18 protein-coding genes are annotated in these 25163 nt (G+C 65.7%); 4 read left to right on the top strand and 14 right to left on the bottom strand.

Annotated features, from left to right (window positions below):
• The first annotated feature begins 28 nt into the window (after positions 1-28).
• Genes CV_RS19055 through rph form a run of 3 tightly spaced genes read left to right on the top strand, consistent with a single transcriptional unit; the run spans position 29 to position 2647 of the window.
• On the top strand, positions 29-1003 hold the full coding sequence (locus tag CV_RS19055; protein ID WP_043596730.1) for a serine/threonine protein kinase: 975 nt from the start codon (positions 29-31) through the stop codon (positions 1001-1003).
• Complete coding sequence (locus tag CV_RS19050) at positions 1000-1878, top strand: PP2C family protein-serine/threonine phosphatase (RefSeq protein WP_011137395.1); 879 nt, start codon at positions 1000-1002, stop codon at positions 1876-1878. The genes CV_RS19055 and CV_RS19050 overlap by 4 nt, the downstream gene beginning before the upstream one ends.
• 52 nt (positions 1879-1930) lie before the next feature.
• A complete protein-coding gene (gene rph / locus CV_RS19045) occupies positions 1931-2647 on the top strand; it encodes a ribonuclease PH (protein ID WP_011137394.1) in 717 nt (238 codons plus the stop codon).
• 54 nt (positions 2648-2701) lie between these two features.
• Here rph and CV_RS19040 read toward each other — a convergent pair whose 3' ends face one another.
• From CV_RS19040 to ffh, 14 genes are all read right to left on the bottom strand, one after another.
• Positions 2702-3511, bottom strand: coding sequence for a trypsin-like serine peptidase (locus tag CV_RS19040; RefSeq protein ID WP_011137393.1), 810 nt, complete (start codon positions 3509-3511; stop codon positions 2702-2704).
• Positions 3512-3600: 89 nt separating this feature from the next.
• The gene (locus tag CV_RS19035; RefSeq protein ID WP_052262568.1) at positions 3601-4506 is read right to left on the bottom strand and encodes a hypothetical protein; all 906 of its coding nucleotides are present in this window, start codon (positions 4504-4506) and stop codon (positions 3601-3603) included.
• Positions 4507-4637: 131 nt separating this feature from the next.
• Positions 4638-5912, bottom strand: a complete 1275-nt coding sequence (gene rstB, locus CV_RS19030) for a two-component system sensor histidine kinase RstB (protein ID WP_011137391.1) — start codon at positions 5910-5912, stop codon at positions 4638-4640.
• A 6-nt stretch (positions 5913-5918) separates the two neighbouring features.
• Positions 5919-6632: a two-component system response regulator RstA gene (gene rstA, locus CV_RS19025; RefSeq protein ID WP_011137390.1), complete on the bottom strand. Its 714-nt coding sequence runs from the start codon at positions 6630-6632 to the stop codon at positions 5919-5921.
• A 118-nt stretch (positions 6633-6750) separates the two neighbouring features.
• The gene (gene fdhE, locus CV_RS19020) at positions 6751-7638 is read right to left on the bottom strand and encodes a formate dehydrogenase accessory protein FdhE (RefSeq protein ID WP_043596728.1); all 888 of its coding nucleotides are present in this window, start codon (positions 7636-7638) and stop codon (positions 6751-6753) included.
• Positions 7639-7895: 257 nt separating this feature from the next.
• The gene (locus CV_RS19015) at positions 7896-8513 is read right to left on the bottom strand and encodes a formate dehydrogenase subunit gamma (protein WP_011137388.1); all 618 of its coding nucleotides are present in this window, start codon (positions 8511-8513) and stop codon (positions 7896-7898) included.
• Entirely contained in the window at positions 8510-9397 is an 888-nt protein-coding gene (fdxH, locus tag CV_RS19010) for a formate dehydrogenase subunit beta (protein ID WP_011137387.1), read from the bottom strand. Before fdxH ends, CV_RS19015 begins: the two co-directional genes overlap by 4 nt.
• Positions 9398-9409: 12 nt before the next feature.
• The gene (gene fdnG, locus CV_RS19005) at positions 9410-12466 is read right to left on the bottom strand and encodes a formate dehydrogenase-N subunit alpha (RefSeq protein WP_011137386.1); all 3057 of its coding nucleotides are present in this window, start codon (positions 12464-12466) and stop codon (positions 9410-9412) included.
• Positions 12467-12744: 278 nt separating this feature from the next.
• On the bottom strand, positions 12745-14175 hold the full coding sequence (locus CV_RS19000) for an efflux transporter outer membrane subunit (RefSeq protein ID WP_011137385.1): 1431 nt from the start codon (positions 14173-14175) through the stop codon (positions 12745-12747).
• A gap of 4 nt (positions 14176-14179) precedes the next feature.
• Positions 14180-15340 carry an efflux RND transporter periplasmic adaptor subunit gene (locus CV_RS18995; RefSeq protein ID WP_011137384.1) on the bottom strand — a complete coding sequence of 387 codons (1161 nt, stop codon included), beginning with the start codon at positions 15338-15340 and terminating at the stop codon, positions 14180-14182.
• Between the two features lies 1 nt (position 15341).
• On the bottom strand, positions 15342-18524 hold the full coding sequence (locus CV_RS18990) for an efflux RND transporter permease subunit (protein ID WP_011137383.1): 3183 nt from the start codon (positions 18522-18524) through the stop codon (positions 15342-15344).
• 359 nt (positions 18525-18883) lie between these two features.
• A complete protein-coding gene (locus CV_RS18985) occupies positions 18884-21052 on the bottom strand; it encodes a hypothetical protein (RefSeq protein ID WP_011137382.1) in 2169 nt (722 codons plus the stop codon).
• A 266-nt stretch (positions 21053-21318) separates the two neighbouring features.
• The gene (gene purB, locus CV_RS18980; protein ID WP_011137381.1) at positions 21319-22689 is read right to left on the bottom strand and encodes an adenylosuccinate lyase; all 1371 of its coding nucleotides are present in this window, start codon (positions 22687-22689) and stop codon (positions 21319-21321) included.
• Between the two features lie 176 nt (positions 22690-22865).
• Positions 22866-24221 (bottom strand): signal recognition particle protein, encoded by a 1356-nt coding sequence (gene ffh, locus CV_RS18975; RefSeq protein ID WP_011137380.1) that lies wholly within the window; start codon positions 24219-24221, stop codon positions 22866-22868.
• 113 nt (positions 24222-24334) lie between these two features.
• Between ffh and CV_RS18970 the strand changes: the two genes are divergently transcribed.
• Positions 24335-25156, top strand: a complete 822-nt coding sequence (locus CV_RS18970; RefSeq protein WP_011137379.1) for a cytochrome C assembly family protein — start codon at positions 24335-24337, stop codon at positions 25154-25156.
• Positions 25157-25163 lie beyond the last annotated feature (7 nt).

Here is a 25163-nt window from a genome sequence, read left to right as displayed (position 1 = left end):
CAGTGAACACTATAACAACTGCCATCCGATGACTCAATCCAGCAAGCAGACCCCGCTTCCGGCAGGCTACCGGCTCGCCGAATACACGATCGTGCGACAACTGTCGATGGGCGGTTTCAGCGTCGTGTATCTGGCTTTGGATGACGACGACCGCAAGTTCGCCATCAAGGAATACCTGCCGCGCAACCTGGCCGAGCGCAAGGACGACGGCGGGGTGACGGTGCCGCACGACTTGGACCGGGATGCCTTCAACCTGGGGTTGAAGTGTTTTTTCGAGGAAGGCCGGGTGCTGTCCGGCATTTCCCATCCAGCGGTGGTGCGGGTGAGCAATTTCTTCCGCGCGAATCAGACGGTCTACATGGTGATGGAGTATGCCGATGGCCGCTCGCTGGGGCGCGAGCTGGAGCTGGCCGGGGGGCGGATGGAGGAGAGGCTGATCCGCAAGTGGTTCGCGGCCCTGCTGTCCGGTTTGAGGGAGGTGCACAGCCGTCGCTTGCTGCATCTGGACATCAAGCCTGCCAATATCTATCTGCGGCGCAACGGCGTGCCGCTGCTGCTGGATTTCGGCGCGTCGAGGCAGACCCTGGCGCGGCAGGACAAGCATTTCGCCGCGATGTACACGCCGGGTTTCGCCGCGCCGGAGCAGTACGACAAAAGCCAGCCGCTTGGACCGTGGACCGATATCTACGCGATCGGCGCCTGTCTGTATGTCTGCATGGGCGGCGCTACGCCGCAGCCGTCGAGAGAGCGGTGCGAGCAGGATCTGTTGGCGCCGGCCAGCCAGGTTTTCCGCCACCGGTATTCGCGCGAGTTGACCGGCTTGTGCGATCGTTGCCTGTCGCTGGAGCCCAACCTGAGGCCGGCGTCGGTGCTGGAAATCCAGAAGAGCCTGCAGCAGACGGAATACAGCCAGCCGGAACGCCCGCCTGCGGGAGAGGGCAGCCGCCTGGTCGGCTGGATCAAGGGGCTGGCCGGTGGCCGGCATCGAGAGGGGTCGGAATGAAACTGTCCATCTTTCAGGAAAGCCGGATCGGCGGGCGCAGCTATAACCAGGACCGGCTGGCCATCGCCCATTCGCGCGAGGCGGTGATGCTGGTGATGGCCGACGGCATGGGCGGGCACATGCGCGGCGAGGTGGCCGCCCAGATCACGGTGGACCTGCTCAGCGAACTGTTCTACCAGCAGGCGACGCCTACGATCAGCCACCCCAACCGTTTCCTGGTGAACGCCATCAGTTCGGTGCACCAAGTGATCCTGGAGTATGCGGCCGACCACCGGCTGCCCGATGTGCCGAGCACCACGGTGGTGGTGGCCATCCTGCAGCACGGCCAGCTGTATTGGTGCCATGTCGGGGATTCGCGGCTGTACCTGCTCGACGGCGGCGGGCTGAGGCTTCGCTCGCGCGACCATTCCCAGGTGCAGCGGCTGATAGACCAGGGCCTGCTGACCGAGGAGGGCGCCAAGACCCATCCCGAACGCAACAAGATCTACAACTGCCTGGGCGCCGCGGGCGAGCCCGACATCGACATCGGCGAGCGGCAGGTAATCGGCCCGGGGTGTTCCATTCTGTTGTGCACCGACGGCTTGTGGTCGCAAGTGCAGGACGCCGAGCTGGAAAAGGTGTTCGCCGGGCGCAGCGTCAACCAGGTGATGCCGGCGCTGATCAATGTGGCGGAGCGGCGCGCCGGCAACGGCGGCGACAATCTGTCGGCGGTGGCGGTGACGCTGCTGGAGGATAGCCTGGAGCTGGGCGAGCGCGACGACGTGCTGGATACCGAAAAGACGCCGCCGCAAAAGGCCGGCCGGCTGATCCTGGAGTCCAACCTGGCGACCATGCACCAGGAAATCCTGGCCAGCCAGGTGGACAAGGACAGCTGAGCGCGGGCGGCTGTTATAATCGCCGTCGATCTTCTTTATCCCCAGGGCCATCATGCGACCTTCCCAACGTAGTGCCGACGCGATGCGCGTCGTGCGTCTGACCCGCTCTTACACCAAGCACGCCGAGGGTTCGGTGCTGGTGGAGTTCGGCGACACCAAGGTGATCTGCACCGCCAGCGTCGAGGAAACGGTGCCGTCCTTTCTCAAGGGCAAGGGACAGGGCTGGGTGACCGCCGAATACGGCATGCTGCCGCGCTCCACCGGCAGCCGCATGCGCCGCGAGTCGGCCGCCGGCAAGCAGTCCGGCCGCACCCAGGAAATCCAGCGTCTGATCGGCCGCTCGCTGCGCGCGGTGACCGATCTGGCCAAGCTGGGCGAGCGCCAGATCGTCATCGACTGCGACGTGATCCAGGCCGACGGCGGCACCCGTACCGCCAGCATCACCGGCGCCTATGTGGCGCTGGCCGACGCGATCCGCGGGCTGATCGATGCCGGCAAGCTGAGCGCCACCCCATTGCGCGACCAGGTCGCCGCGGTGTCGGTGGGCGTGTACAAGGGTCAGCCGGTGCTGGATCTGGACTATCTGGAGGATTCCGACTGCGAGACCGATATGAACGTGGTGATGACCGGCAGCGGCCGCTTCGTCGAAGTGCAGGGCACCGCCGAAGGCGAGCCGTTCAGCGAGGAGGAGATGGCGGCGATGTTGGGGCTGGCGCGCAAGGGCATTGCCGAATTGCTGGCGCATCAGCGGCAGGCGCTGAACGTATGAAGCCCAGGGTTTGAAGTCCGTTGCACAGAAAAAAGCCGCCTCGGGGCGGCTTTTTCATTTCTTGGCGGATTTGGCGATGAAGGCCTGCAGCGCTTGCCGGAACACCGGCGCGGACACGCTCATATTGTCTTCCAGCTTGCGGCGCGCTGCCGGCGGCGCCGAACTCTGCACCGCGACGATGGTGGCCTGGCCCTTGGCGTCGATGACGAAGATCGGCGAGCCGCTGTTGCCTTCCAGCGTGTCGCAGCGGTGGGTCAGGCGGCCGTCTTCGCGCAGCGCGGTGGCCTTGCAGCCGTGATGCGCGCGCAGGTGGCGCTGGTCGTCCACCGGGTAGCCGCCCTGGGTGAGGGTCCAATTCTGCTTGGCCAACAGCGCTTTCAGCGCCTGGGCGTCGCCGGAGAACACCGGCACCGTGCCCTGGCTATTGCCCAGCGGCGTGGCCAGCCGCACGAAGGCGAAGTCGCGCGGCGCGATGCGCGGCGGGATGTACAGGCCGTCGCGCTTTCGGATCAGGCCTTTGAGAAAGGCCTTGTCCACCTGCACTTCCTGTATGCGGCTCAGCGCCGTGTATTCGTCGCCCCACAGGCCGACGGTGAAGCTGGTGGCGGGATCGAAGCGTCCCTTCTCGTCGACGAAGCAATGGCCGGCGGTCAGCACCACGTCGGGGGCGACCAGGGTGCCGGTGCAGATGGTGCGGGAGCGGGTTTCCAGCTGGCCCACGCTGCGCCAGGGCGCGCGCTCGGGCTTTTCCAGCACGCGGTCGTCCTTGCCGAAGAACAGGATCTTGTGCTCTTTGCTCAGCGGAGCGGATTGGGCGAGGGCGGGGATCAGGGCGAGGCAGAGGGCAATGCGCGGCAGCTTCATCGTGGTGGCACCTGGAAATGGAAACGGGGCGCCGAAGCGCCCCGTGCAATGCTAAGCCGCTGAGTGATCAGACGGCGTCGGCACTGGAATTACTTGGCAGCGGAAGCGGCCTTCTTCTTGCCGGCTTTCTTGGCCGGAGCGGAAGCTTCTTTCTTGGCGGCTTGAGCCTTTTGAGCAGCGGAAGCTTCTTTCTTGGCTACGTGCTTTTTGGCGTGCTTGTGGGCAGCCTTCTTAGCCGGAGCGGAAGCGTCGGCCTTAGCGGCTTGGGCTTTCTGAGCAGCGGAAGCTTCTTTCTTGGCAGCGTGCTTCTTGGCGTGGTGCTTGTGAGCCTTCTTGGCCTTCGGAGCGGAAGCGTCGGCCTTGGCGGCTTGAGCCTTCTGAGCGGAGGCTTCCTTCTTGGCTACGTGCTTCTTGGCCTTCTTGGCTTTCGGAGCGGAAGCGTCGGCCTTGGCGGCTTGGGCTTTTTGAGCAGCGGAAGCTTCTTTCTTGGCAGCGTGCTTCTTGGCGTGGTGCTTGTGAGCCTTCTTGGCCTTCGGAGCGGAAGCGTCGGCCTTAGCGGCTTGAGCCTTCTGAGCGGAGGCTTCCTTCTTGGCTACGTGCTTCTTGGCCTTCTTGGCTTTCGGAGCGGAAGCGTCGGCCTTGGCGGCTTGGGCTTTTTGAGCAGCGGAAGCTTCTTTCTTGGCGGCATGCTTCTTGGCAGCGTGCTTGTGTGCCTTCTTGGCCTTCGGAGCGGAAGCGTCGGCCTTGGCGGCTTGAGCCTTCTGAGCTGCGGAAGCGTCCTTCTTGGCTACGTGCTTCTTGGCCTTCTTGGCCTTCGGAGCGGAAGCGTCAGCCTTGGCAGCTTGAGCCTTTTGAGCGGAAGCTACTTTTTTCTTTTCGGCTTTCTTGGCCTTGTGGATGGCCGGAGCGGAAGCAGCAGCTTTTTCAGCGGCGAAGCCGTTGGCGGACACCAGGCTGAAAGCAGCGGTCAGGGCGAGCAGAGCCAGCTTTTTCATTTACGAAACTCCTAAGTTTCTTTCGATTGGGTTGAAACGGACCCGAAGAAGTCCTAATTCAGGGCGAATGCTATCGGTGGCAAGGGGGAGCGTCTAGGGGAGGCTTGTATCTCAATGTTACAAAATGTACATCAGCCTGTAGGCCAACGCAGCACGAAGCGCGCGCCGCCCATGGGCGAGCTTTCCACCTTGATGCTGCCGCGGTGGGCGCGGGCGATGCCGGCGACGATGGCCAGTCCCAAGCCATGGCCGCCGGTCTTGCGGCCGCGGCTTTCGTCCAGGCGGACGAAGGGGTCGAACACCCGTTCGCGGTCCTCTTCCGGGATGCCGGGGCCGTCGTCGTCGACGATGATGCAGTATTGTTGCTTGTCGACCAGGATATGGGTGGCGACGACGCCGTTGGCGTGGCGGCGGGCGTTGGACAGCAGATTGTCCAGCGCGCGGGTGATCAGGTGCTCGTCGGCGGTGATGGTCAGCTCCTCGCCCGCGGGCTCGATCCAGTGGATCTCCTGCGCCAGCGCGGCTTGGCCGGCGATGCGGTCGCGCGCCCAGGGCAGGGCGTTGAAGCTGACCGGCTTCAGCGGCGCCTCGGGACGGTCCAGCCTGGCATGGAACAGCAATTCTTCCACCAGCTTGTCGATGGCGGTGAGGTCGCGCTCTATGGCTTGGCGCTCCGGCGTATCCTCGTCGCCCTCCAGCAGGGCCAGCCGGTAGCGCAGCCGCGCCAGCGGCGTGCGCAGCTCGTGGGCGACGGCGTTGGTCAGCGTTTTCTTGCTGTTGATCAGCGCGCCGATGTTGTCGGCCATGTGGTTGAAGGCGATCCCCAGGTGGTGGACGCCGGAATGCGGCGGCAGGTCGACGCGGGCGGCCAGGTCGCCGCTGGCCAGCCGGCCGGCGGTGCGCTCCAGCGCCACCAGGTCGCGCCAGTGCGGCCGCATCCACAGGAACACCGGGATCGCCAGCGACAGTCCCAGCAGGGCGAGCAGCGCGTAGTCCACCCACTTGAGCTGGTGCAGGAAGAACAGGTAGCGCAGCGGTCCGGCCACCAGCAGGTAGTTGCTGTCCTGCAGCTTCTGCAGGAACAGGTACTTGTCCTCCAGCATCACGATTTCGCCGCGGTCCAGCGCCTGCTTGGATTCCTCGTCCAGGATGTAGTTGCTCATCTTCTCCACCTTCACGCGGAAGGTGAAGCCGTAGTCGGAGTTGGCCAGGGTCTCGCTCCAGCGGTCCTCCGGCACGCCGCGCAGATCGGCCTCGATCAGCGACAGCGTGGTGCGCAGGAGGTCGGACAGGTAGCGTTCGCCCTTCTCGTTCGACGCTTGCTTGTACACCAGGCCGACCATGATGACGGCCACCAGGAAGCAGGCCATCAGCAGCAGGTAGAACTGGACGAAAAGACGGCGCATCCGCGCTTACTCCCAGCCCGACAGCGAGAACAGGTAGCCGCGGTTGCGCACAGTCTTGATGCGGAACGGCTCGCTGGGGTTGTCGCCCAGTTTCTTGCGCAGGCGGGAGATGGCCACGTCTATGCTGCGGTCCAGGCCGTCGTAGTCGACGCCGCGCATTTCCTTCAGCAGCAGGTCGCGGTTCAGCGTCTCGCCGGCGTGGCTGGCCAGCAGCCACAGCAGGTCGAAGTCCGAGGTGGACAGCGGGATCTTTTCGCCGCAGAGCACCACGTCGCGGCTGACCGGATCGATCGACAGCTGGCCGAACACCGCCTTGCGCGAGCCCTTGGCCGGCAGCGCCTCGGCGGCCTGGGCCGGCCGCAGGTTGCGCAGCTGGGCGCGCAGCCTGGCCACTAGCACCGACGGCGGCGTGGTTTTCAGGATGTAGTCGTTGGCGCCGAGCTCCAGGCCCAGGATCTGGTTCATGTCGCTGTCCAGCGAGGTCAGCATGATGATGGGCCCGTCGAACTTGGGCCGCAGTTCGCGGCAGATGGACAGGCCGTCCTTGCCCGGCAGCATGATGTCCAGCAGCACCAGGTCCGGCGCTTCGCGGGCGATGGTGTCCAGCGCGGTGTCGCCGCGCGGTTCGATCACCACTTCCATTTCGTGGCGGGACAGGAAATCGCTGATCAGTTCGGCGAGGTCGGCGTCGTCTTCGACGAATACGATGCGATGGGTCATGCGGGTATCCATGCGGTTGATTGGCGGTTCGCCGGCAAGTATCGCGCGCCCGGCCCCGCCGCTCAAGTGCGGGGCCGTCTCGGACAGGCCGGACCGGGCAAAGACCGCGAACCGGCGCTCAGGCCGGGTCGCCGGGCAGGAACAGCGGATTGAAGCCGATGCGGGCGTAACCGGCCTCGCCGGCCAGCAGATCCAGCGCCAGGCTGGCCAGGTCGTCGGCGCCGGCCTCCGCGTCGGCGTCCAGCAGCAGCGAGATCTGTTTCAGCGCGCCGTGGCATTGATCGCAGGCTTCCACTTCGCGCGCGCCGCGCGCCTGGTGCGGGCGTTGATGGTCGGGCTCCGGCGGAAGGTAGTCGCGCGCCGCCAGCGAGTAGTAATGCAAATCCCGGCTGTTGCCGCAGGACAGGCAGCGCACCCGGCCCACCGGCCAGGCGTGGCTGCACATCGAGCATACCACGTAGCGTTGGGCGTGGCCGCTGTCGCCGCGCAGCAGCAGCGAGGCTAGCGGCAGGCCGCCGCAGCATGGGCAGCGCGGCTCCTGGCTTTGCGGCTCCGGCAGCGGCCGCTGGCGGACGCTGCGGGTGGCCTGCGCCTGCAGCGCGGCGCCCAGCAGCGGCAGCGCGGCGAACAAGGGACCGTCCGCCGGATAGTCGCCGTTGATCAGGCGCTCGGCCAGGCGGCTGAGCGCGGCGGCGTCCTGCGCCAGCAAAAGATCCAAAGCGGCTTGCGCCGGCACGGGAAGCTGAGGCGTTAAGGCTTCGGCAAGCTTTTCCAGCGCGGCGCGCGGATCGAGCCGCGACGCGTCGTGCAGCGCCTGCTGTTGTTGGCAGATGGCGGCGCACAGCCGCAGAAAGCCGGCCATCGCGTGGCCGTCGGCCAATCGCAGCAGCCGGTCGGCGCGGCGGGAGAAGAGGTCGGCCGGCGGCCGCTGCACGGGCAGGCTCATCAGCGGGGCGTCGCCGGCGCGGATCTGCTCAGCCGGCAGGATGGGTTGGGTGGGGGTCATGGTGGGTATTGAGGCTCTGAGGTGGTTTTGCTATTTACATGGTAAGAAATCGGCCTTTATCGGCACTAGGATCGAGTCGATGCAACGGATTCCCCATCAGCGCAAGCCGGGGTTTCGCCGCGCTGTTGGGGCGGCTTGGGATGGCCTCTGCGTGTGAATCTTCGATTCACTCAGCGATAGGGCTGGCCGCTCAGCCCCTGGCCCGTCTGCCGGGCGGAACCGGCACCTAAACATGTCGTCCGCGCAGCGGACACTCGCTATTTCTTCCCCATCATTTCCTTATACCAGCCCGGATGATGCTTCTTGGCCCAGGCGTGGGTGACCACGCCCTCCACCATCGCCCGTATCGTGCCCTTCACCCACAGCGCGGCATAGACGTGGACGATGATGCTGGCGATCAGCGCGGTGGCGGCCCAGGCGTGCAGCAGCAGCGCCAGCCGGATCACCGGGATGGGGAAATAGCCGGAGAAGTACTGGCGCCAGGCGATGATGCCGGTGACCAGCATCACGGCCACGCACAGGGTCATGATCCAGAACATCGCCTTCTGGCCGCCGTTGTACTTGCCCACTTCCACGGTCTCATGGCCGCGCAGCACGTCCTTCACCGCCAGCATCCACTGGATGTCCTGGCTATTGATCAGGTTGCGCCGCCAGTAGCGGAAAAACTGGCGGAAGAAGCCCAGGAACATCAGCACGCCGACGAAGGGATGCACCATCCGCGCCAGCTGCGGCGTGCCGAACACGCCGGTCAGCCAGAAGAAGGCCGGGTAGAACAGCGCCAGCCCGGACAGCGCCAGCAGCACGAAGCAGATGGCGACGATCCAGTGGTTGATCCGTTCCGCCGCGCTGTAGCGCTGCAGCAGTTTCTCCTTCATTGCTTGTCCTCCTCGCGGGTTTCGCTTTCCGCTTCGTCATCGGCGCGGTTGGGCCCGACGGTGATGTAGTGCAGGAAGCCGAACAGGCCGGCGGCGGCGATGCCTATCGTCGCCAGCGGCTTGAGCAAGCCCTTCCACAGCTGCACGGTGGGGCTGATTTCGGGGTTGTTCGGCAGGCCGGAGTACTGTTCCGGCTTGTCGGCGTGGTGCAGCACGTACATCACGTGGGTGCCGCCCACGCCTTGCGGATCGTACAGGCCGGCGTGTTGATAGCCGCGCCGCTTCAGATCCGCCACCCGTTCCGCCGCCACTTCCTTCATGTCTTCCTTGGAGCCGAACTGGATGGCCCCGGTGGGACAGGTCTTGACGCAAGCCGGCTCCAGGCCGACGGCGACGCGGTCCGAGCACAGCGTGCACTTGTAAGCCTTGTTGTCTTCCTTGCTGATGCGCGGAATATTGAACGGACAGCCGGCGATGCAGTAACCGCAGCCGATGCAGTTTTCCTGGTGGAAGTCGACGATGCCGTTGCTGTACTGCACGATGGCGCCCGGCGACGGACAGGCTTTCAAACAGCCGGGGTCGGCGCAGTGCATGCAGCCGTCCTTGCGGATCAGCCACTCCAGCTTGCCGTTGCTTTCCTCCTCGGCGAAGCGCATCACCGTCCAGGCCTTGGCGGACAGGTCGGTGGGGTTGTCGTAGACCCCGATGTTGTGGCCGACTTCCTCGCGGATGTCGTTCCATTCGGAACAAGCCACCTGGCAGGCCTTGCAGCCTATGCAGGTGGAGGTGTCGATCAGCTTGGCCACTTCCAGCGTCTGGCGGACCTTGGGGCTTTCGGTCGGGCTGGCGGAGCGGCGGTGGATATCCAGGGATTGCAATGGCATGGCCGGGGCTCCTTACAGTTTTTCCAGCTTGACCAGGAAGGCCTTGTACTCGGGTGTCTGGGTGTTGCAGTCGCCGACCGCGGGCGGCAGCGCATTGGTCAGGTAGCCCGGCCGCGCCACACCCTCCCAGCCCCAGTGCAGCGGGATGCCGATCTGGTGCACGGTCTGGCCGTTGACCTTCAGCGCCATCAGCCGCTTGGTGACCACCGCCTTGGCCTTGACGAAGCCGCGGTTGGAGCTGACCTTGACCATGTCGCCCTGGGCGATGCCTTTTTCGCGGGCCAAGGCTTCGCCGATCTCGACAAACTGCTCGGGCTGGGCGATGGCGCTCAAGAGCACCGACTTGGTCCAGAACTGGAAATGCTCGGTCAGCCGGTAAGTGGTCCCGACATAGGGGAAGTCTTTGTGCGTGCCCAGGCGCTTCCTGTCGCTGTCGAACAGCCGCACCGCCGGGCTGGACACCACCTTGGGGTGCAGCGGATTGGTGCCGATCGGGCTTTCCATCGGCTCGTAATGCTCGGGGAAGGGGCCGTCCACCAGCTTGTCGGCGCAGAACAGCCGGCCCACGCCCTCGGGATTCATGATGAAGGGCTGCATGCCGGAGTCCGGCGCGGCGTCGGCCTTGAAGTCCGGCACGTCGCCGCCCACCCATTTCTCGCCGTTCCAGCTGATCAGCTTGCGCGCGGGGTCCCACGGCTTGCCGGCCGGGTCGCAGGAGGCGCGGTTGTACAGGATGCGGCGGTTGGCCGGCCATGACCACGACCAGCCCGGCGTGTTGCCGAGGCCGGTGTCGGTGTTGTCGCGCCGCGCCATCTGGTTGCCGGCCTGGGTCCAGCAGCCGGAGAAAATCCAGCAGGCGCAGGCGGTGCGGCCGTCGTCCTGCAGCGCGGCGAAGCCGGGTAGCTGCTCGCCCTTCTTCACCAGTGTCTTGCTTGGGTCGGCCGGGTCCGGCAAGTCGGCCAGCGCCTTGCCGTTCATTTCCATCGCCAGCTCGCTGGGCGTCGGGGCCTTCGGATTGCGGTAGTTCCAGTTGACCTTGAGGATGGGATCGGCCAGCTTGCCGCCTTCCTTGCGGTAAAGGTCGCGGATGGCGACGAACAGCTCGCCGATGATCTCGTTGTCGCCCCTGGCCTCGCCCGGCGGCTGGGCGCCTTTCCAGTGCCATTGCAGCCAGCGCGCGGAGTTGACGATGGAGCCGTCCTCTTCGGCGAAACAGGTGGACGGCAGCCGGAACACCGTGGTCTGGATCTTGGCCGGATCGACGTCGTGCGCGTCGCCGTGGTTCTGCCAGAAGGTGGAGGTCTCGGTGGCGATCGGGTCGATGATCACCATGTACTTGAGCTTGGAGAAGGCCTCGGTCACTTTGGCGGCGTCCGGGAAGCTGGCCAGCGGGTTGAAGCCCTGCACGATGAAGCCGTTCATCTTGCCCTGGTACATCAGCTCGGCCATGTGCAGCACGTCGTACATCTTGTCCCACTTGGGCAGCCAGTCGTAGCCCCAGTCGTTGTCCTTGCCCGCGTTGTCGCCCCACATCCACTTCATCAGGCTGACGAAGAACTTGGGGGTGTTGCTCCAGTAGTTGAACTGGTTCGCCTGCAGGGCCTTGGGCGTGGTCTTGGCCAGATAGGTCGCCAGGTCCGGGTGGTCGGCTTCGCTCGGCAGCGTCAGGTAGCCGGGCAGCTGGGTGGACAGCAGGCCCAGGTCGGACAGGCCCTGGATGTTGGAGTGGCCGCGCAGCGCGTTGACGCCGCCGCCGGGCATGCCGATGTTGCCGAGCAGGAGCTGGATCATCGCCATGGTGCGGATGTTCTGCGAGCCGGTGGTGTGCTGGGTCCAGCCCAGCGCGTAGAGGATGGTGCCGGCCTTGTCCGGGCGGGCGGTCTCGCCCAGCTCCTTGCATACCTGCAGGAAGCCGTCCACCGGCGTGCCGCAGATGGTGTTGACCATTTCCGGCGTGTAGCGCGAATAGTGCTGCTTCAACAGCTGCCAGACACAGCGCGGGTGTTGCAGCGAAGGGTCGGTCTTGGCGTAGCCGTCGTCGCCCAGCTCGTAGTTCCAGCTGCTCTTGTCGTACTTGCCCTTGGCGGCGTCGTAGCCGGAGAACAGGCCTTCGTCGAAGCGGTAGTCGTCGCGGACGATCAGCGCGGCGTTGGTGTAGGCCTTGACGTAGTCCCAGTGGATTTTGTCGTGCTGGATCAGCCAGTTGATCACGCCGCCGAGGAAGGCGATGTCCGAGCCGACGCGGATCGGCAGGTAGAGGTCGGACACCGAGGCGGTGCGGTTGTAGCGCGGGTCCACCACGATCAGCCGCGTGCCGCGGGTCTTCTTCGCCTCTATCGCCCATTTGAAGCCCACCGGGTGGGCCTCGGCGGCGTTGCCGCCCATCACCAGGATGAAGTCGGCGTTCTTGATGTCCACCCAGCTGTTGGTCATCGCGCCGCGGCCGAAGGTGGAGGCCAGCGCCGACACGGTCGGGCCGTGGCAGACGCGGGCCTGGGCGTCGGTGGCGACGATGCCCAGGCTGCGGATGAATTTCTGCGAGATGATGCCGGTTTCGTTGGAGCCGGCCGACGCGGTCAGCATCGCGGTGGACAGCCAGCGGTTGATCGGCACGCCGGCGGCGTTTTTCTCGACGATGTGCGCGTCGCGGTCATCCTTCATCAGCCGGGCGATGCGGGAAATCGCCTCGTCCCAGCCGATGCGCTTCCATTCGCCGCTGCCCGGCTCGCGCACTTCCGGATATTTCAGCCGCTTGGGGCTGTGGATGAAATCCAGCAGGCCGGCGCCCTTGGGACAGAGCGAGCCGCGGCTGACCGGATGGTCCGGGTCGCCCTCGATGTGGTAGATCTCGCCGTGGGCGTTCTTGGCGCCGTCGCCCAGTCCGTACAGGATCAGGCCGCAGCCGACGGAGCAGTAGGTACAGGTGTTGCGGGTTTCGCGCGCGCCCAACAGTTTGAACTGGCGGACTTCGGCCAGCGCCTGTTGCGGCGCGAAGCCCATGGCGACCAGGCTGGATGCGCCCAGCTGCGCCGCGGTCAGCTTGAACAGCTGACGTCGGGTGACTTGCATCGTCCATCTCCTCCAGGACATCGCGCCGCTTTGCGGCGCTGGATATCCAAAATGACAGCCTTGCAGCGTTTTTTACTTTTTTATGCTACTCCGCGGCGGCCTTAATGACCACCTTATTGACATGGCTTTGACGGACGACGCGGGGAGCCTGGGGCGGAGGGATGGGGCGATGGCGGGGAATGGGCCAGGCCGCTGCGGCTAACCGGCAGGCGGCGGGGCATCCCGCCGGCCCGTCCAGTTATTTGTAGCAGTTTTATTACGATTTGGAGATGTGTCCATTAAAACGGTTGGCGAGGGAATGGCGCTTGCCAGCCGCCGCCCAGCGCCTTCAGCAAGCTGACGCTGGCGGCCAGCTGGGCGCCGCGCAGCTGCGCCAGCGTCCGTTGCGCCGCCAGCTGGCTTTGGCGGGCGGAAGCCAGCGTCAGCGCGCTGTCCAGGCCTTCGCGATAGCGCAACTGGATGACGGCGTAGGCCTTGTCCTGGTTGCGCGCCGCCTCGTCCTGCTGGCGGCGCGCCTGGTCCAGCCCGTGCAGCGAGCCCAGCGCGTCCTGGGCTTCTTGCAGCGCTTGCAGCACAGTCTGGCGATAGGCGGCCAGCGCGGCGCGGTAGCCGGCTGCGGCGTAATCGACGCCGGCGCGGGCCTTGCCGTTGTCGAACAGCGTTTGCGTCGCCTGCAGGCCCACGCCCCAGATCAGCGCCGGCGTGGAGAACAGCTTGCCGAGGCCGGTCGATTCGCTGCCAAGATAGGTCGGCGCCAGCGTCAGTTGAGGGAAATACGCGGCCTTGGCGACGCCGATCTGGGCGTTGGCGGCGGCCATCGCCCGTTCGGCCGAGGCGATGTCGGGGCGGCGCTGCAGCAGATCGCTGGGCGCGCCGTTCGGCAAAGCCGGCAAGGCGGCGGGCAGCGAGCCGGATGCCAGCCGGAACGAGGGCGCCGGCGCGCCGCTGAGTGTGGCCAGCAGATCCTCATTGGCGCGGCGCTGGTTGAGCAGCAGTTCGCGCTGGGCGCGGCTGGCGGCGGAGGCGGCGGCCTGCTGCGCTTCGTCGCCGGCGGACGCGAGGCCGGCCAGGTGGCGGATGCGGGTCAGCTCCAGCACCCGCTGCTGCGCGTCCAGGATGCCGTCCAGCAGCCGGATTTCTTCGTCCTCTTGGCGCAGTTGCAGATAGGCGCTGGCCAGCTGGGCGGTCAGCAGTAGTTCGACGTTGGCGCGATCGGAGGCGGCCTGTTCGGCGCCGGCGCGCGCGCTTTCGATGTCGCGCCGCACCCGGCCCAGCCAGTCGATCTCGTAGCTGACGCTGAGCATGGGCTTCAGATCGCTCTGCACCGCGCTGGCGTTGCTGGCGCCATAGCTGGACAAGGGGCGGTCGGCGGAGACGCGGCTGCGCGAGGCCGCCGCGCCCAGGCTGGCGGCGGGCAGCGCGGCGGCGCCGCGGATGCGGCTTTGCGCCTGGGCCTGGTCCAGCCTGGCCAGCGCCAGCTGCAGCGTCGGGCTGCGGGCCAGCGCGTCGGCTTCCAGGCGGTTCAGACCCTCGTCGCCGAACATCCGCCACCAGTCGCGTTTGGGCAGCGCATCGGCGGGCGCAGCCGGCAGCCAGCCGGCGTCGCTCTTCCACTGCGCCGGCAATTCGCTGGCCGGGGGGCGGTAGTCGGGGCCGACGGCGGCGCAGCCGGACAGCGCGGCGGCGAGCAGCAGGGGAAGCGCGCGCATCGCCTCACTCCCCCTTGGCGGCGGGCACCACGGTCACCGCTTGTCCATCGTTGATCGAGTCCGGCGGGTTGACGATCACCTTGTCGTCCGGCTTCAGGCCGGCGCGGATTTCCACCTCGTGGCCGTAATCGACGCCTATCGCCACCGGCCGCAGATGGACCTTGCCGTCGGCGCCGGCCAGCGCGACGCGGCTGCCCTTGGCGCCGAACTGCAGCGTGTTGGTGGGCAGGGTCAGGCTGTCGCCGGCGGGCAGCTTGAACGAGACATCGACGTATTGGCCGGGCATCAGGCCGTGGCCGGCATTGGCCACCACCACCTCCACTTGCAGCGTGCGGGTGGACGGGTCCAGGGCGCCGGCGGTGCGAACCACCTTGCCGGAGGCCGGATGGCCAGGCGCTTCCTGGCGCGCGATGCTGACGGTTTCGCCGACGCGGACGTCGGCGGCGCGCGACTGCGGCACGTAAGCGTACAGGTGCAGCTTGTCGATCTGGGCGGTGGCGAACAGCGCTTGCGCGCTGCCGCCGTTGCCGGCGTTGACCAGGCTGCCGGTGTCGATATTGCGGCGGGTGACGATGCCGTCGAACGGCGCGACGACGCGGGCGAAGTCCTGCTGGTCGCGCAGCCGCTTCAGCTCGGCCTCGGTTTGCCGGTAGGCGGCCTGCTTCTCGTCGAATTCCTGCTGCGGCACCGCGTCCTGCGCGCGCAGCGCTTTCCAGCGCAGGTAGGCGGTTTTGGCCAGGCTGAAATTGGCCTGCGCCTCCTGCACCTGCTTGTCGATGTCGGGAATGTCCAGCTCTGCCAGCAGTTCGCCCTTCTTCACCGGCTGGCCGATGTCCTTGTGCCAGCGTTTGATGTAGCCGTTGGTGCGGGCGTAGATCTGCGCCTCCGCCATGCCCTGCAGCGTGGCCGGCAGCGTCAGCGAAGCTTCGCCGTGGCCCTGGCGCGGCGTGACCACGCTGACGGTGAGCACCGCGCTGCGTGCCGCTTCGCGGGCCAGCGCCTCGGCGTTGGCGTGGCGCGCCAGCAGCGTGCGGCCGAGTCCCAGCAGCAGCAGCGCGACGGCGATGACGGCGGCGATGCGGGCCTTGCGCGCCACCATGCCGCGGCGGGTGTGGTGCAGATGGAGTTCGGGCAGGCCCTGGTGGGCGTGGCGCGGGTCGGTCATGTCATGCGTCCTGCGCGGCGGAGCTTGCCGCGTCCGCCGCGTGTTGTTTGCGTTGAGCCAGGTAGCGGTGGAAGCTGGCGAACACCACCGGTACGAACAGCAGGGTGGAAACGGTGGCGAACAGGAGGCCGCCGATCACCGCGCGGCCGAGCGGGGCGTTCTGTTCCGAGCCCTCGCCGATGCCGATCGCCATCGGGATCATGCCGATGATCATCGCCAGCGCCGTCATCAGCACCGGCCGCAGCCGGGTGGTGCCGGCCTCCAGCGCCGCCGACAGCGGCGGCAGGCCGTCCTGCATCCGGTGGCGCGCGAACGACACCACCAGGATGCTGTTGGCGGTGGCCACCCCCATGGTCATGATGGCGCCGGTCAGCGCCGGCACCGACAGGCCGGTGCCGGTGACGATCAGCATCCAGGCGATGCCAGCCAGCGCCGCCGGCAGCGCGCTGATGATGATGAAGGGATCCAGCCACGACTGGAAATTCACCACGATCAGCAGGTAGACCAGCACGATGGCGCCGAGAATGCCGACGCCAAGGCCGATGTAGGACGAGCGCATCGTCTCCGCCTGGCCGCGCAGGCCGATGCGGCTGCCCTTGGGCAGATGGGCCTGTTCCGCGCGGATCGCCTGCTGGATGTCCGCGGCCACCGAGCCCAGATCCCGGCCGCGCGCGCTGGCGTAGATGTCGATAGACGGCAGGATGTTGTAGCGGGTGACGATGGCGGCTTCGCGGCCGGGCGCGGCGCTGACCAGATTGCCCAGCGTCTGCGCGCCGGCGCCGCGGCCGCCGGGCGCGTTGACCGGCAGCTGCAGCAGCTGGTCCAGCGTGCCGATCCAGTATTGCGGCGCCTGCGCCTGCAGGTTGTAGACGATGCTGTTGGCCGGGTTCAGCCAGAACGCGGGCTGGGTCTGCTGGCTGCCGGACAGCGGCAGCAGCAGGTTCTGCGCGACGTCGAGCGGCGCGATGCCCATGCTCTGCAGCCGGGCGCGGTCCATGGCCAGCTTGATCGCCGGCGCGTCCAGCCGCTGGTGGATGTGGATGTCGGCGGCGCCCGGAATCGTTTTGAGGCGCGCCTGCAGGCGGCCGGCGAAGGCCGCGTTTTCCTTCAGATTCTTGCCGAAGATCTGCACGTCGATGGCGGCTGGCGAGCCGAAGTTCAGAATCTGGGTGATGATGTCCGCCGGCTGGAAGAAGAATTCCACGCCGGGAAAGCGGCGCTCCAGCCTGGCCGGCAGCGCGGCGATGTAGCCGGCGCTGGGCTGGTGGCCGGGCTTCAGCGAGATCAGCGCGTCGGTGTCCAGCGTGCCTATGGTGCCGGAGTTGCTGTACGACAGGTTGATGCCGCTGTAGGGCAGGCCGATGTTGTCGATGATGGCGTCCAGGTCTTCCGGCGGGATCACCTTGCGGATTTCCGCGTCCACCTGGTCGGCCAGGATGGCGGTGTTCTCGATGCGGGTGCCGGTGGGCGCGCGCAGGTGCAGCTTGATCTGGCCCGCGTCCACCTCGGGAAACAGGTCGCGGCCCAGCAACAGATACAAGCCGCAGGACGCCAGGCAGAAACCGAGGAAGACGGCGATGAAGCCCTTGCGGCGGGTGAGCAGGTGGCTGAGCAGATGCACGTACAGCGCGCGCAGCCGCTCGAAGCGGGCGTTGAAGCCCTGGTGAGCGCGGCGTATCCAGGCCTCGATGCGGCCGTCCCGATGGCGGTGGCCCATCAGCAGCAGCGCCAGCGTCGGCACCAGCGTCCGAGACAGCACGTAGGAGGCCAGCATCGCGAACACCACCGCCTCGGCCATCGGCACGAACAGGTAGCGCGCCACGCCCTCCAGGAAGAACATCGGCACGAACACGATGCAGATGCACAGCGTGGAGACGAAGGCGGGCACGGCGATCTCGCCGGCGCCGTCCAGGATGGCGGTGTACAGCGGCGACCCCATGTGCAGGTGGCGCTCGATGTTTTCGATGGTCACCGTGGCGTCGTCCACCAGGATGCCCACCGCCAGCGCCAAGCCGCCCAGCGTCATCACATTGATGGTTTCGCCTATCATGTGCAGCGCGACGATGGAAGAGAAGATGGACAGCGGAATGGAGACGGCGATGATGGAGGTGGTGCGCCAGTTGCCGAGGAACAGCAACAGCATCGCCGCGGTCAGCGCGGCGGCCACCAGCGCCTCGTGGATCACGCCTGCCACTGCCGTTTTCACGAAGATGGATTGGTCGGCCAGCAGGCTGACGCGCAGGTCATTGGGCAGCAGCGGCAGCAGGCCCGGCAGTTTTTCCTTCAGGTGGCCCACCACGTCCAGCGTCGACGCGCCGCCGTTCTTGTAGATGGACATCATCAGGCCGCGCTGGCCGTTCTGCTTGACGATATTGGTTTGCGGCGAGTAGCCGTCGCGAACATGGGCCACCTCGCGCAGAAAGACCGTGGCGCCGTTGGCCGATCGCACCGGGATGTCGTTCAGGCCGGCGATGGTGTCGGGCGAGCCGTTCAGCTCGACATTGTACTCGCTGCCGCCGATCTTGGCGGTGCCGGACGGCAGCGCCAGGTTCTGGCTGTTGACCGCGTTGATCACGTCGGCCGGGGTCAGGCCCTTGGCGGCGATGGCGCGCGTGTCCAGGTCCACCGACAGCAGCCGCACCTTGCCGCCGTAGGGATAGGGGATGGCGATGCCCGGTATCGTCACCAGCTGCGGCCTGAGCGTGTTGATGGCGGCGTCGAACACGTCCTGTTCCGACATCGACTTGCTGGCCATGCCGATCTGGATCACCGGCACGCTGGAGGCGGTGTACTTGATGACCAGCGGCGGCGTCGCGCCGGGCGGCATCTGCTTGACCACCGCCTGCGACACCGACACCACCTGGGCGATGGCGGTCTGGATGTTGACGCCCGGCTGGAAGAAGATCTTGATGATGGCGATGCCGGCCAGCGACTGCGACTCGATGTGCTCGATGTCGTTGACGGTGGTGGTCAGTATCCGCTCATGCGTCTGCGTGATGCGGTCGGCCATCTGCTGCGGCGCCAGGCCGCCGTAGCCCCAGATCACGCTGATCACCGGGATGTCGATTTCCGGCAGCACGTCCACCGGCGTGCGCATGATCGCCAGCGGGGTGGCCAGCAGGATGACGATGGCCATCACGATGAAGGTGTAAGGCCGTTTCAGGGCCGTTTCGACGATCCACATATTGGACGGCTTGTCCTCTCTCCGATTGCGCGTCCGGACGGCGGCATCCGCTTCCGGACCTCCAGGGGCGTCTCTTGCGATTCCCGGGGCGCCTTGTTGCAGCTTATGCCAGCCTCACGGCGTTCTGTGGCCGGATTGCGCGGGGCGGAAGCGGGGTTTTGTTAAGGAGTGATGCGGCGGCGCGGCTTGCAGCGCGTTGGCATATTCATTGGCCTGCCAGCAGGATGAACTGGTCAATTGGCCAAGGCGTTGACACTTTCAGTCTGGTGGCGACAAAAATAATCCGCCGCGGGGCGCGGGCAGCAGAAACCCCGCCGCGCGCGGGGGCGGGGCGGGGTTGGAAGGCGCTGCCGGATGGGTTAGGCGTGGTGTTTGCGCGAGTAGCTGTTGAGCGAGACCACCCGGGTCTTGCCGATGCGGTGGCGGTAGATCTCGCGCAGGTAGCACACCGCTTTCTGCACGTGCTCGCGGGTCAGCCGGATGTCGTTGATCGACACGAAGCGCTTGCTGTCGCGGATCAGCTCGCGGTATTTCTTCTCGTACATCGGCTTGATCGCGAACCAGTTGGTGTCCAGGATCTTGGCCGGGTTTTCGTACTCGTTGAGCAGGCGTTCCAGCACCGTTTCGTCGAAGGTGTCAGCGGTGATCAGGTCCAGTATCACGTTGTCCAGGCTGTCGTCGAAGCGGTGGTTGCCGTGGGCGAAGCAGCGCTTGATGTAGGCGACGATCAGCGTCAGGAAGTCGTCGCTCAGGCAGGGGCTCTTGGCCACCAGCGTGGTCAGCGACAGATTGGTGGACGCGCCGATCACCAGCGCGTAGCGCTTCAGCGTGGTGCTGGGGAACAGGTCGTTCAGGTGGCGCTTCAGCCGGTTCAGGTCCAGGTAGGACAGCTTGTAGCCCTTGGGCAGCGACAGGATGGCCACCACCGACGAGCAATTCTGGAAGAAGAACAGCTGGTTCAGCTTTTCCGCCGCGTAGCCGGACTGCTTGTAGTCGGCCAGCGCCGCGCGGTAGCTGGCCGATTCGATCGGCAGCAGGCTGATGCCTTCTATCGCCTGGGTCTGCTGGTTGAAGTGCGGGAGGTCGATCGAGCGGTAGAACAGATCGTCGATGTCCAGCTTGTTGACGAAGCCGTCCGAGCCCAGCGGGTCTGACACCACCGATTCGGCGTAGGCGACGGCCACCGGGCCGGCCAGGCTCATGAACAGGTCGTTGGCGTCCAGCCGTATCGTCTCGCCCATGTCGATGCCGGCGCGCAGGAAGTAGTTCTCGTCGTAGTCGCTGGTGACAGCCTGCGCGGTCAGGATGTTGAAGATCTGCTGCGAGATGTACTGGTTGGCGTGGCGCTCCATCGCGTTGACGTCGAGGTGCTCGATGTTGCCGCCTTCGCTCTCCTCGGCGTAGCGCATGATGTCGTTGGAGATCAGCATCATCGCGTTCCACGGCCGGATGCGGCGCATCACGCTTTCGGCGCCGGCTTCCTCGTTGTCGAAGTTGTAGGAGAAGTCCCACTCTTCCGACAGGTATTTGCACAGCAGCCGGCCGGCGTTGATGTGCAGCGCTTCAGAGCCTTCGGCGTGCTGGCCGGAGATGTTGGGCAGGATGCAGATGCCGCTGGTGAAGATGGGTTCGAACACGAAGCCGTAGTCGTCGCCCTGGTCGGCCTTGCCTTCGTTGCGGGTCTCGAAGGTCTTGCTCATGTAGGCGTACTGCTGGGCCAGGCCGAATTCGGACGCCATGCCGGAGCCGGTGCCGCCGCCGGCGCTGAAGATGTAGAAATACAGCCGCGACTGGTTGGCCTTGATGCCGCAGGAGTCCACCAGGTAGGAGTGGATCAGCGTCCAGTCCGGGTCGGAGAAGCTCAGCGTGTCCTTGTTGAGAATGATCTTGGCCAGGTACTGGCCCAGAATGGGCGCGTTGCCGGCGCCGCCGGCGTGGACCTCGGCCAGGTCCATGATCTTCAGCTTGTTGTAGTTGTTGATGAAGTCGCCCTGCTCGCCGCGGCGGGAGAAGCGGATGCGGCCCTTGATGTCCTTGTCCAGGTCGCCCAGCATCACCATCGGTTCGATCAGGAAGGCCGGCTTGGCCGCCTTGTGCTGGGCCAGCAGGTTGCGGTGCAGCCATCTGCGCGGCCGGCGCTGCTCCTGCTCCGGCGCGCTCTTGTCGTCCTGGTTGAACTCGTTCAGGTAGAACTTGCGCGCGTTGTAGACCAGCGTCGCCACGTCGAGCGCGATATTGGAACCGCAGCGCCCCAGGCCGATCAGGCAGACCGAGGGGAAAGGCTTCTCGGTCGGACCGCTTTGGCCGTCTTCCGCGTCGCGGGAAAAGGCCATGCCGCGCAGCGTGTCCAGGTGCTGCAGGATGCGGTTGGTGTCGTGTTCGATGAAGTATTGGTACAACCCGTGCTGGCCGCGCTCGTTCAGATTCAGCAACTGGCGCGTGGTGACCGCCTGCGGGGGAGCGGCGGTCGGTTCGTCGGGGGTTGTCGGGGGATTCGAGGACTGGTCGTACATAGATTGCATGATCATCCATTCTCTCTTCAAGGTTACCCTTGGGGGGCGGTCGGGCCGGCGTGGCCGGCCTTTCCTTTCAGCAGCGATGCTTATGGTGTTTTGGTGTTATTCACATACCATTGTCAGGTCCAATTGGTATTTTGACCACTAAATTTTGCGGAATGGATGGCGGGACGAGGGCGAGGTGCGGCTAACTTGCCAAATGGCGGGGAGGCCGGCGGAGCGGGACATGAAAAACGCCGCCCGGGAGGGCGGCGCGGCGGGAGGCTGCGGGGATGGCGTCAGATGCGGCGCGCCAGTTCCTCGGCCTTGCCCAAGTAGTTGGACGGGGTCAGTTCCAGCAGGCTGGCCTTGACCGCGTCCGGCAGCTCCAGGCCGCGGATGAAGGCGTGCAGCGTCTCGCGGGTGATGCCGCCCTTGCCGCGGGTCAGCTCCTTCAGCTGCTCGTACGGGTTGGCGATGCCGTAGCGGCGCATCACGGTCTGCACCGGCTCGGCCAGCAGCTCCCAGGCGGCGTCCAGCTCGGCCGCGATCAGGGCCGGATTGATCTCCAGCTTGTTCAGGCCTTTCAGGCAGGACTTCAGGCCCAGGATGGTGTAGCCGAAGCCGACCCCCATATTGCGCAGCACGGTGGAGTCGGTCAGATCGCGCTGCCAGCGGGAGATCGGCAGTTTTTCCGCCAGGTGGCCCATGATGGCGTTGGCCATGCCCAGGTTGCCTTCTGAGTTTTCGAAGTCGATCGGGTTGACCTTGTGCGGCATGGTGGAGCTGCCCACTTCGTCCTTCTTCACCTTCTGCTTGAAGTAGCCCAGCGAGATGTAGCCCCAGATGTCGCGGTTCAGGTCGATCAGGATGGTGTTGACGCGCATCGCCACCTGGTACAGCTCGGCCATGTAGTCGTGCGGCTCGATCTGGATGGTGTACGGATTGAAGGTGATGCCCAGACCGGTGACGAAGCGGCCGCACAGGCTTTCCCAGTCGATGTCCGGGTAGGCGGACAGGTGGGCGTTGTAGTTGCCGACCGCGCCGTTAATCTTGCCCAGGATTTCCTGGTGCACCAGCTGCTCGCGCTGGCGCTTCAGGCGGTAGACGGCGTTGGCCAGCTCCTTGCCCATCGTCGACGGCGTGGCCGGCTGGCCGTGGGTGCGGCACATCATCGGCGTGTCGGCCAACTCGTGCGCCAGCTTCTGCAGCTTGTGGATCACTTCGTCCAGCGCCGGCAGCAGCACGGTGTTGCGCGCGGTCTTCAGCATCAGCGCGTGGCTGAGGTTGTTGATGTCCTCGGAGGTGCAGGCGAAGTGGATGAACTCGCTGGCGGCCATCACTTCCGGATTGCCCGACAGGCGCTCCTTCAGCCAGTACTCGATCGCCTTGACGTCGTGGTTGGTGCGGACTTCGATCGCCTTCACCTCTTCGCCGTGCTCGACGCTGAAATTGGCGATCACGTCGTCGATCTCGCGGATGGTGGCGTCGGAGAACGGCTTGACTTCTTCGATGCCCGGCTCGGCGGCCAGCATTTTCAGCCATTCCAGCTCCACCTTGACGCGGCACTTCATCAGGCCGAATTCGGAGAACAGGTTGCGCAGGCCTTCCACCTGGCCGGCGTAGCGGCCATCCAGCGGAGAGAGGGCGGTCAACGTAGTCAGATTCATGCGGGGTATTTCCAAACGTGGTTTGCCAAACAGCGGCAGGTTGCAATACAAACGGCGTTCAAATTCGCGATCGGGCGCCGGCTCGCCTTCCTATCAATGTAGCGGCTGGCTGCCATCTTGCCGGCAGCTTGTCTTCATCTCAAAAGAAACGGGCGACTAGCGCCCGTTGGTTTTGCTTACATGCCGGGCATCATGCCCTTCATGCCGCGCATCATCTTCATCATCCCGCCCTTGGACGAGAACTGCTTCATCATCTTCTGCATCTGTTCGAACTGGTTGAGCAGGCGGTTCACCTCTTGCACCGTCACGCCGGAGCCGGCGGCGATGCGGCGTTTGCGGCTGGCCTTCAGCAGTTCCGGCTTGCGGCGCTCTTCCGGCGTCATCGAGTTGATGATGCCTTCGACGCGGCGCATCGCCTTCTCGGCCTCCGCGCCCTGCACGCCCTTGGCCATCTCGCCCAGCTGGCCCGGCATCTTTTCCAGCAGGTTGGCCATGCCGCCCATCTTCTTCATTTGCTGCATCTGAGCCTTGAAGTCCTCCAGGTCGAAACCCTTGCCGGACTTCAGCTTCTTGGCCATCGCCTCCGCTTCCTTCTGATCGATGCCCTTCTGGACTTCTTCGATCAGCGACAGCACATCGCCCATGCCCAGGATGCGGCTGGCGATGCGGTCGGGGTGGAACGGTTCGATGGCGGCGACCTTTTCGCCGACGCCGATGAACTTGATCGGCTTGCCGGTGACGTGGCGCACCGACAGCGCGGCGCCGCCGCGCGAATCGCCGTCCATCTTGGTGAGGATGACGCCGGTCAGCGGCAGCGCTTCATTGAAGGCCTTGGCGGTGTTGACCGCGTCCTGGCCCTGCATCGCGTCCACCACGAACAGCGTCTCCACCGGGTTGATCGCCGCGTGCAGCGCCTTGATCTCCTCCATCATCGCCTCGTCGATGGCGAGGCGGCCGGCGGTGTCGACCAGCAGCACGTCGAAGAAGTGGCGGCGCGCGTGGTCGATCGCGGCGCGGGCGATGTCGACCGGTTTCTGCTTCTCGTCGGACGGGAACCATTCCACGCCCACCTGCGAGGCCAGCAGCTTCAGCTGCTCGATGGCGGCGGGGCGGTAGACGTCGGCGGAAACCACCAGCACCTTCTTCTTCTGGGTTTCCTTCAGCCTTTTGGCCAGCTTGCCGACGGTGGTGGTCTTGCCGGCGCCCTGCAGGCCGGCCATCAGCACGATGGCGGGCGGCACGGCAGCCAGGTTGAGCTCGTCGTTCTTGTCGCCCATCAGCTTGACGAGCTCTTCGTTGACCACGCCCACCAGCGCTTGGCCCGGGGTCAGGCTGCCCATCACGTCCTGGCCCAGCGCGCGCTCCTTCACCTGGGCGATGAAGGTTTTGACGACGGGCAGCGCCACGTCGGCTTCCAACAGCGCCATGCGCACTTCGCGCATCGCGTCCTGGATGTTCGATTCCGTCAGCCGCGCGTTGCCGCGCAAGGTTTTCATCACGCCGGACAGGCGGCTGGTCAAGTTGTCTAGCATGGGGTGCTGTCCTTACTCTCTGCCAACGAGCGGCAGCTTGGTGTAGACTCTCAAATCCGTCGATTTTACCACGAGCCGCCCGGGCCGCGCCCGGATTTGATCACATACCCGATATGACCAGCCTATTGCTCGTTCTGTCCCTGCTTCTCATCCTCTCCTACGGGGCCTTCACCTGGCATTACCTGGCCAACTGGAAAGGCTCGGCCCGCTGGCCGCGCAACCCGCGGCTAGAGCACAGCCTGCTCGGCCTGCTGCTGCTGGTGCAGGCTTTCGTGGTGGTGGTGCCGCTGAGCGCCAGCGGAGGCCTGTCGCTAGGAGTCGGCCACGCGCTGAGCGTGATGGTGTGGATCATGTTGCTGATCTACTGGACCTGCAGCTTCTTCTATAAGGTGGAGGGCCTGCAGCTGTTCATGATGCCGCTGGCGATGGCCGCGCTGGCCTTCGCCATCGCCTTCCCGGGCCGGCACATGGTCAGCGACTTGTCCAACCCGGCTTTCGTGCTGCACATCCTGGTGTCGATGCTGGCTTACAGCCTGTTCGCGATCGGCGCGCTGATCGCGGTGCTGATGCTGATCCTGGAGCGGGCGTTGCACCACCGGCGGGTGTCGATGCTGGCCAGGCAGCTGCCGCCGCTGCTGACGCTGGAAAAAATGATGTTCCAGGTGATCGCCGTCGGCTTCCTGCTGTTGACGCTGACGCTGCTGACTGGCGTGCTGTTTTCCGAGGAAGTGTTCGGCCAGGCCGCCGCGCTGACGCACAAGACGGTGTTCGGCGTGATTTCGTGGCTGATCTTCGCCGGCCTGCTGCTCGGCCGCCGGCTCAAGGGCTGGCGCGGCAAGGTGGCGATACGCTGGGCGCTGGCGGGTTTCCTGTCATTGATGCTGGCATACGTGGGCAGCAAGGTGGTCTTAGAATTGATCCTGCAGCGCGGATGAGTCCGCT

Source organism: Chromobacterium violaceum ATCC 12472 (assembly GCF_000007705.1).
Taxonomy (GTDB): Bacteria; Pseudomonadota; Gammaproteobacteria; order Burkholderiales; family Chromobacteriaceae; genus Chromobacterium; species Chromobacterium violaceum.
Note: the sequence above shows the minus strand (reverse complement) of the source record. Positions and strands in the feature narration are given on the sequence as shown.

Excerpts from the sequence above, each read along its gene's own strand:
- CV_RS19055 (WP_043596730.1), top strand. The coding sequence starts at position 29 with ATGACTCAATCCAGCAAGCAGACCCCGCTTCCGGCAGGCTACCGGCTC.
- CV_RS19050 (WP_011137395.1), top strand. The coding sequence starts at position 1,000 with ATGAAACTGTCCATCTTTCAGGAAAGCCGGATCGGCGGGCGCAGCTAT.
- rph (WP_011137394.1), top strand. The coding sequence starts at position 1,931 with ATGCGACCTTCCCAACGTAGTGCCGACGCGATGCGCGTCGTGCGTCTG.
- CV_RS19040 (WP_011137393.1), bottom strand. The coding sequence starts at position 3,511 with ATGAAGCTGCCGCGCATTGCCCTCTGCCTCGCCCTGATCCCCGCCCTC.
- CV_RS19035 (WP_052262568.1), bottom strand. The coding sequence starts at position 4,506 with ATGAAAAAGCTGGCTCTGCTCGCCCTGACCGCTGCTTTCAGCCTGGTG.
- rstB (WP_011137391.1), bottom strand. The coding sequence starts at position 5,912 with ATGCGCCGTCTTTTCGTCCAGTTCTACCTGCTGCTGATGGCCTGCTTC.
- rstA (WP_011137390.1), bottom strand. The coding sequence starts at position 6,632 with ATGACCCATCGCATCGTATTCGTCGAAGACGACGCCGACCTCGCCGAA.
- fdhE (WP_043596728.1), bottom strand. The coding sequence starts at position 7,638 with ATGACCCCCACCCAACCCATCCTGCCGGCTGAGCAGATCCGCGCCGGC.
- CV_RS19015 (WP_011137388.1), bottom strand. The coding sequence starts at position 8,513 with ATGAAGGAGAAACTGCTGCAGCGCTACAGCGCGGCGGAACGGATCAAC.
- fdxH (WP_011137387.1), bottom strand. The coding sequence starts at position 9,397 with ATGCCATTGCAATCCCTGGATATCCACCGCCGCTCCGCCAGCCCGACC.
- fdnG (WP_011137386.1), bottom strand. The coding sequence starts at position 12,466 with ATGCAAGTCACCCGACGTCAGCTGTTCAAGCTGACCGCGGCGCAGCTG.
- CV_RS19000 (WP_011137385.1), bottom strand. The coding sequence starts at position 14,175 with ATGCGCGCGCTTCCCCTGCTGCTCGCCGCCGCGCTGTCCGGCTGCGCC.
- CV_RS18995 (WP_011137384.1), bottom strand. The coding sequence starts at position 15,340 with ATGACCGACCCGCGCCACGCCCACCAGGGCCTGCCCGAACTCCATCTG.
- CV_RS18990 (WP_011137383.1), bottom strand. The coding sequence starts at position 18,524 with ATGTGGATCGTCGAAACGGCCCTGAAACGGCCTTACACCTTCATCGTG.
- CV_RS18985 (WP_011137382.1), bottom strand. The coding sequence starts at position 21,052 with ATGATCATGCAATCTATGTACGACCAGTCCTCGAATCCCCCGACAACC.
- purB (WP_011137381.1), bottom strand. The coding sequence starts at position 22,689 with ATGAATCTGACTACGTTGACCGCCCTCTCTCCGCTGGATGGCCGCTAC.
- ffh (WP_011137380.1), bottom strand. The coding sequence starts at position 24,221 with ATGCTAGACAACTTGACCAGCCGCCTGTCCGGCGTGATGAAAACCTTG.
- CV_RS18970 (WP_011137379.1), top strand. The coding sequence starts at position 24,335 with ATGACCAGCCTATTGCTCGTTCTGTCCCTGCTTCTCATCCTCTCCTAC.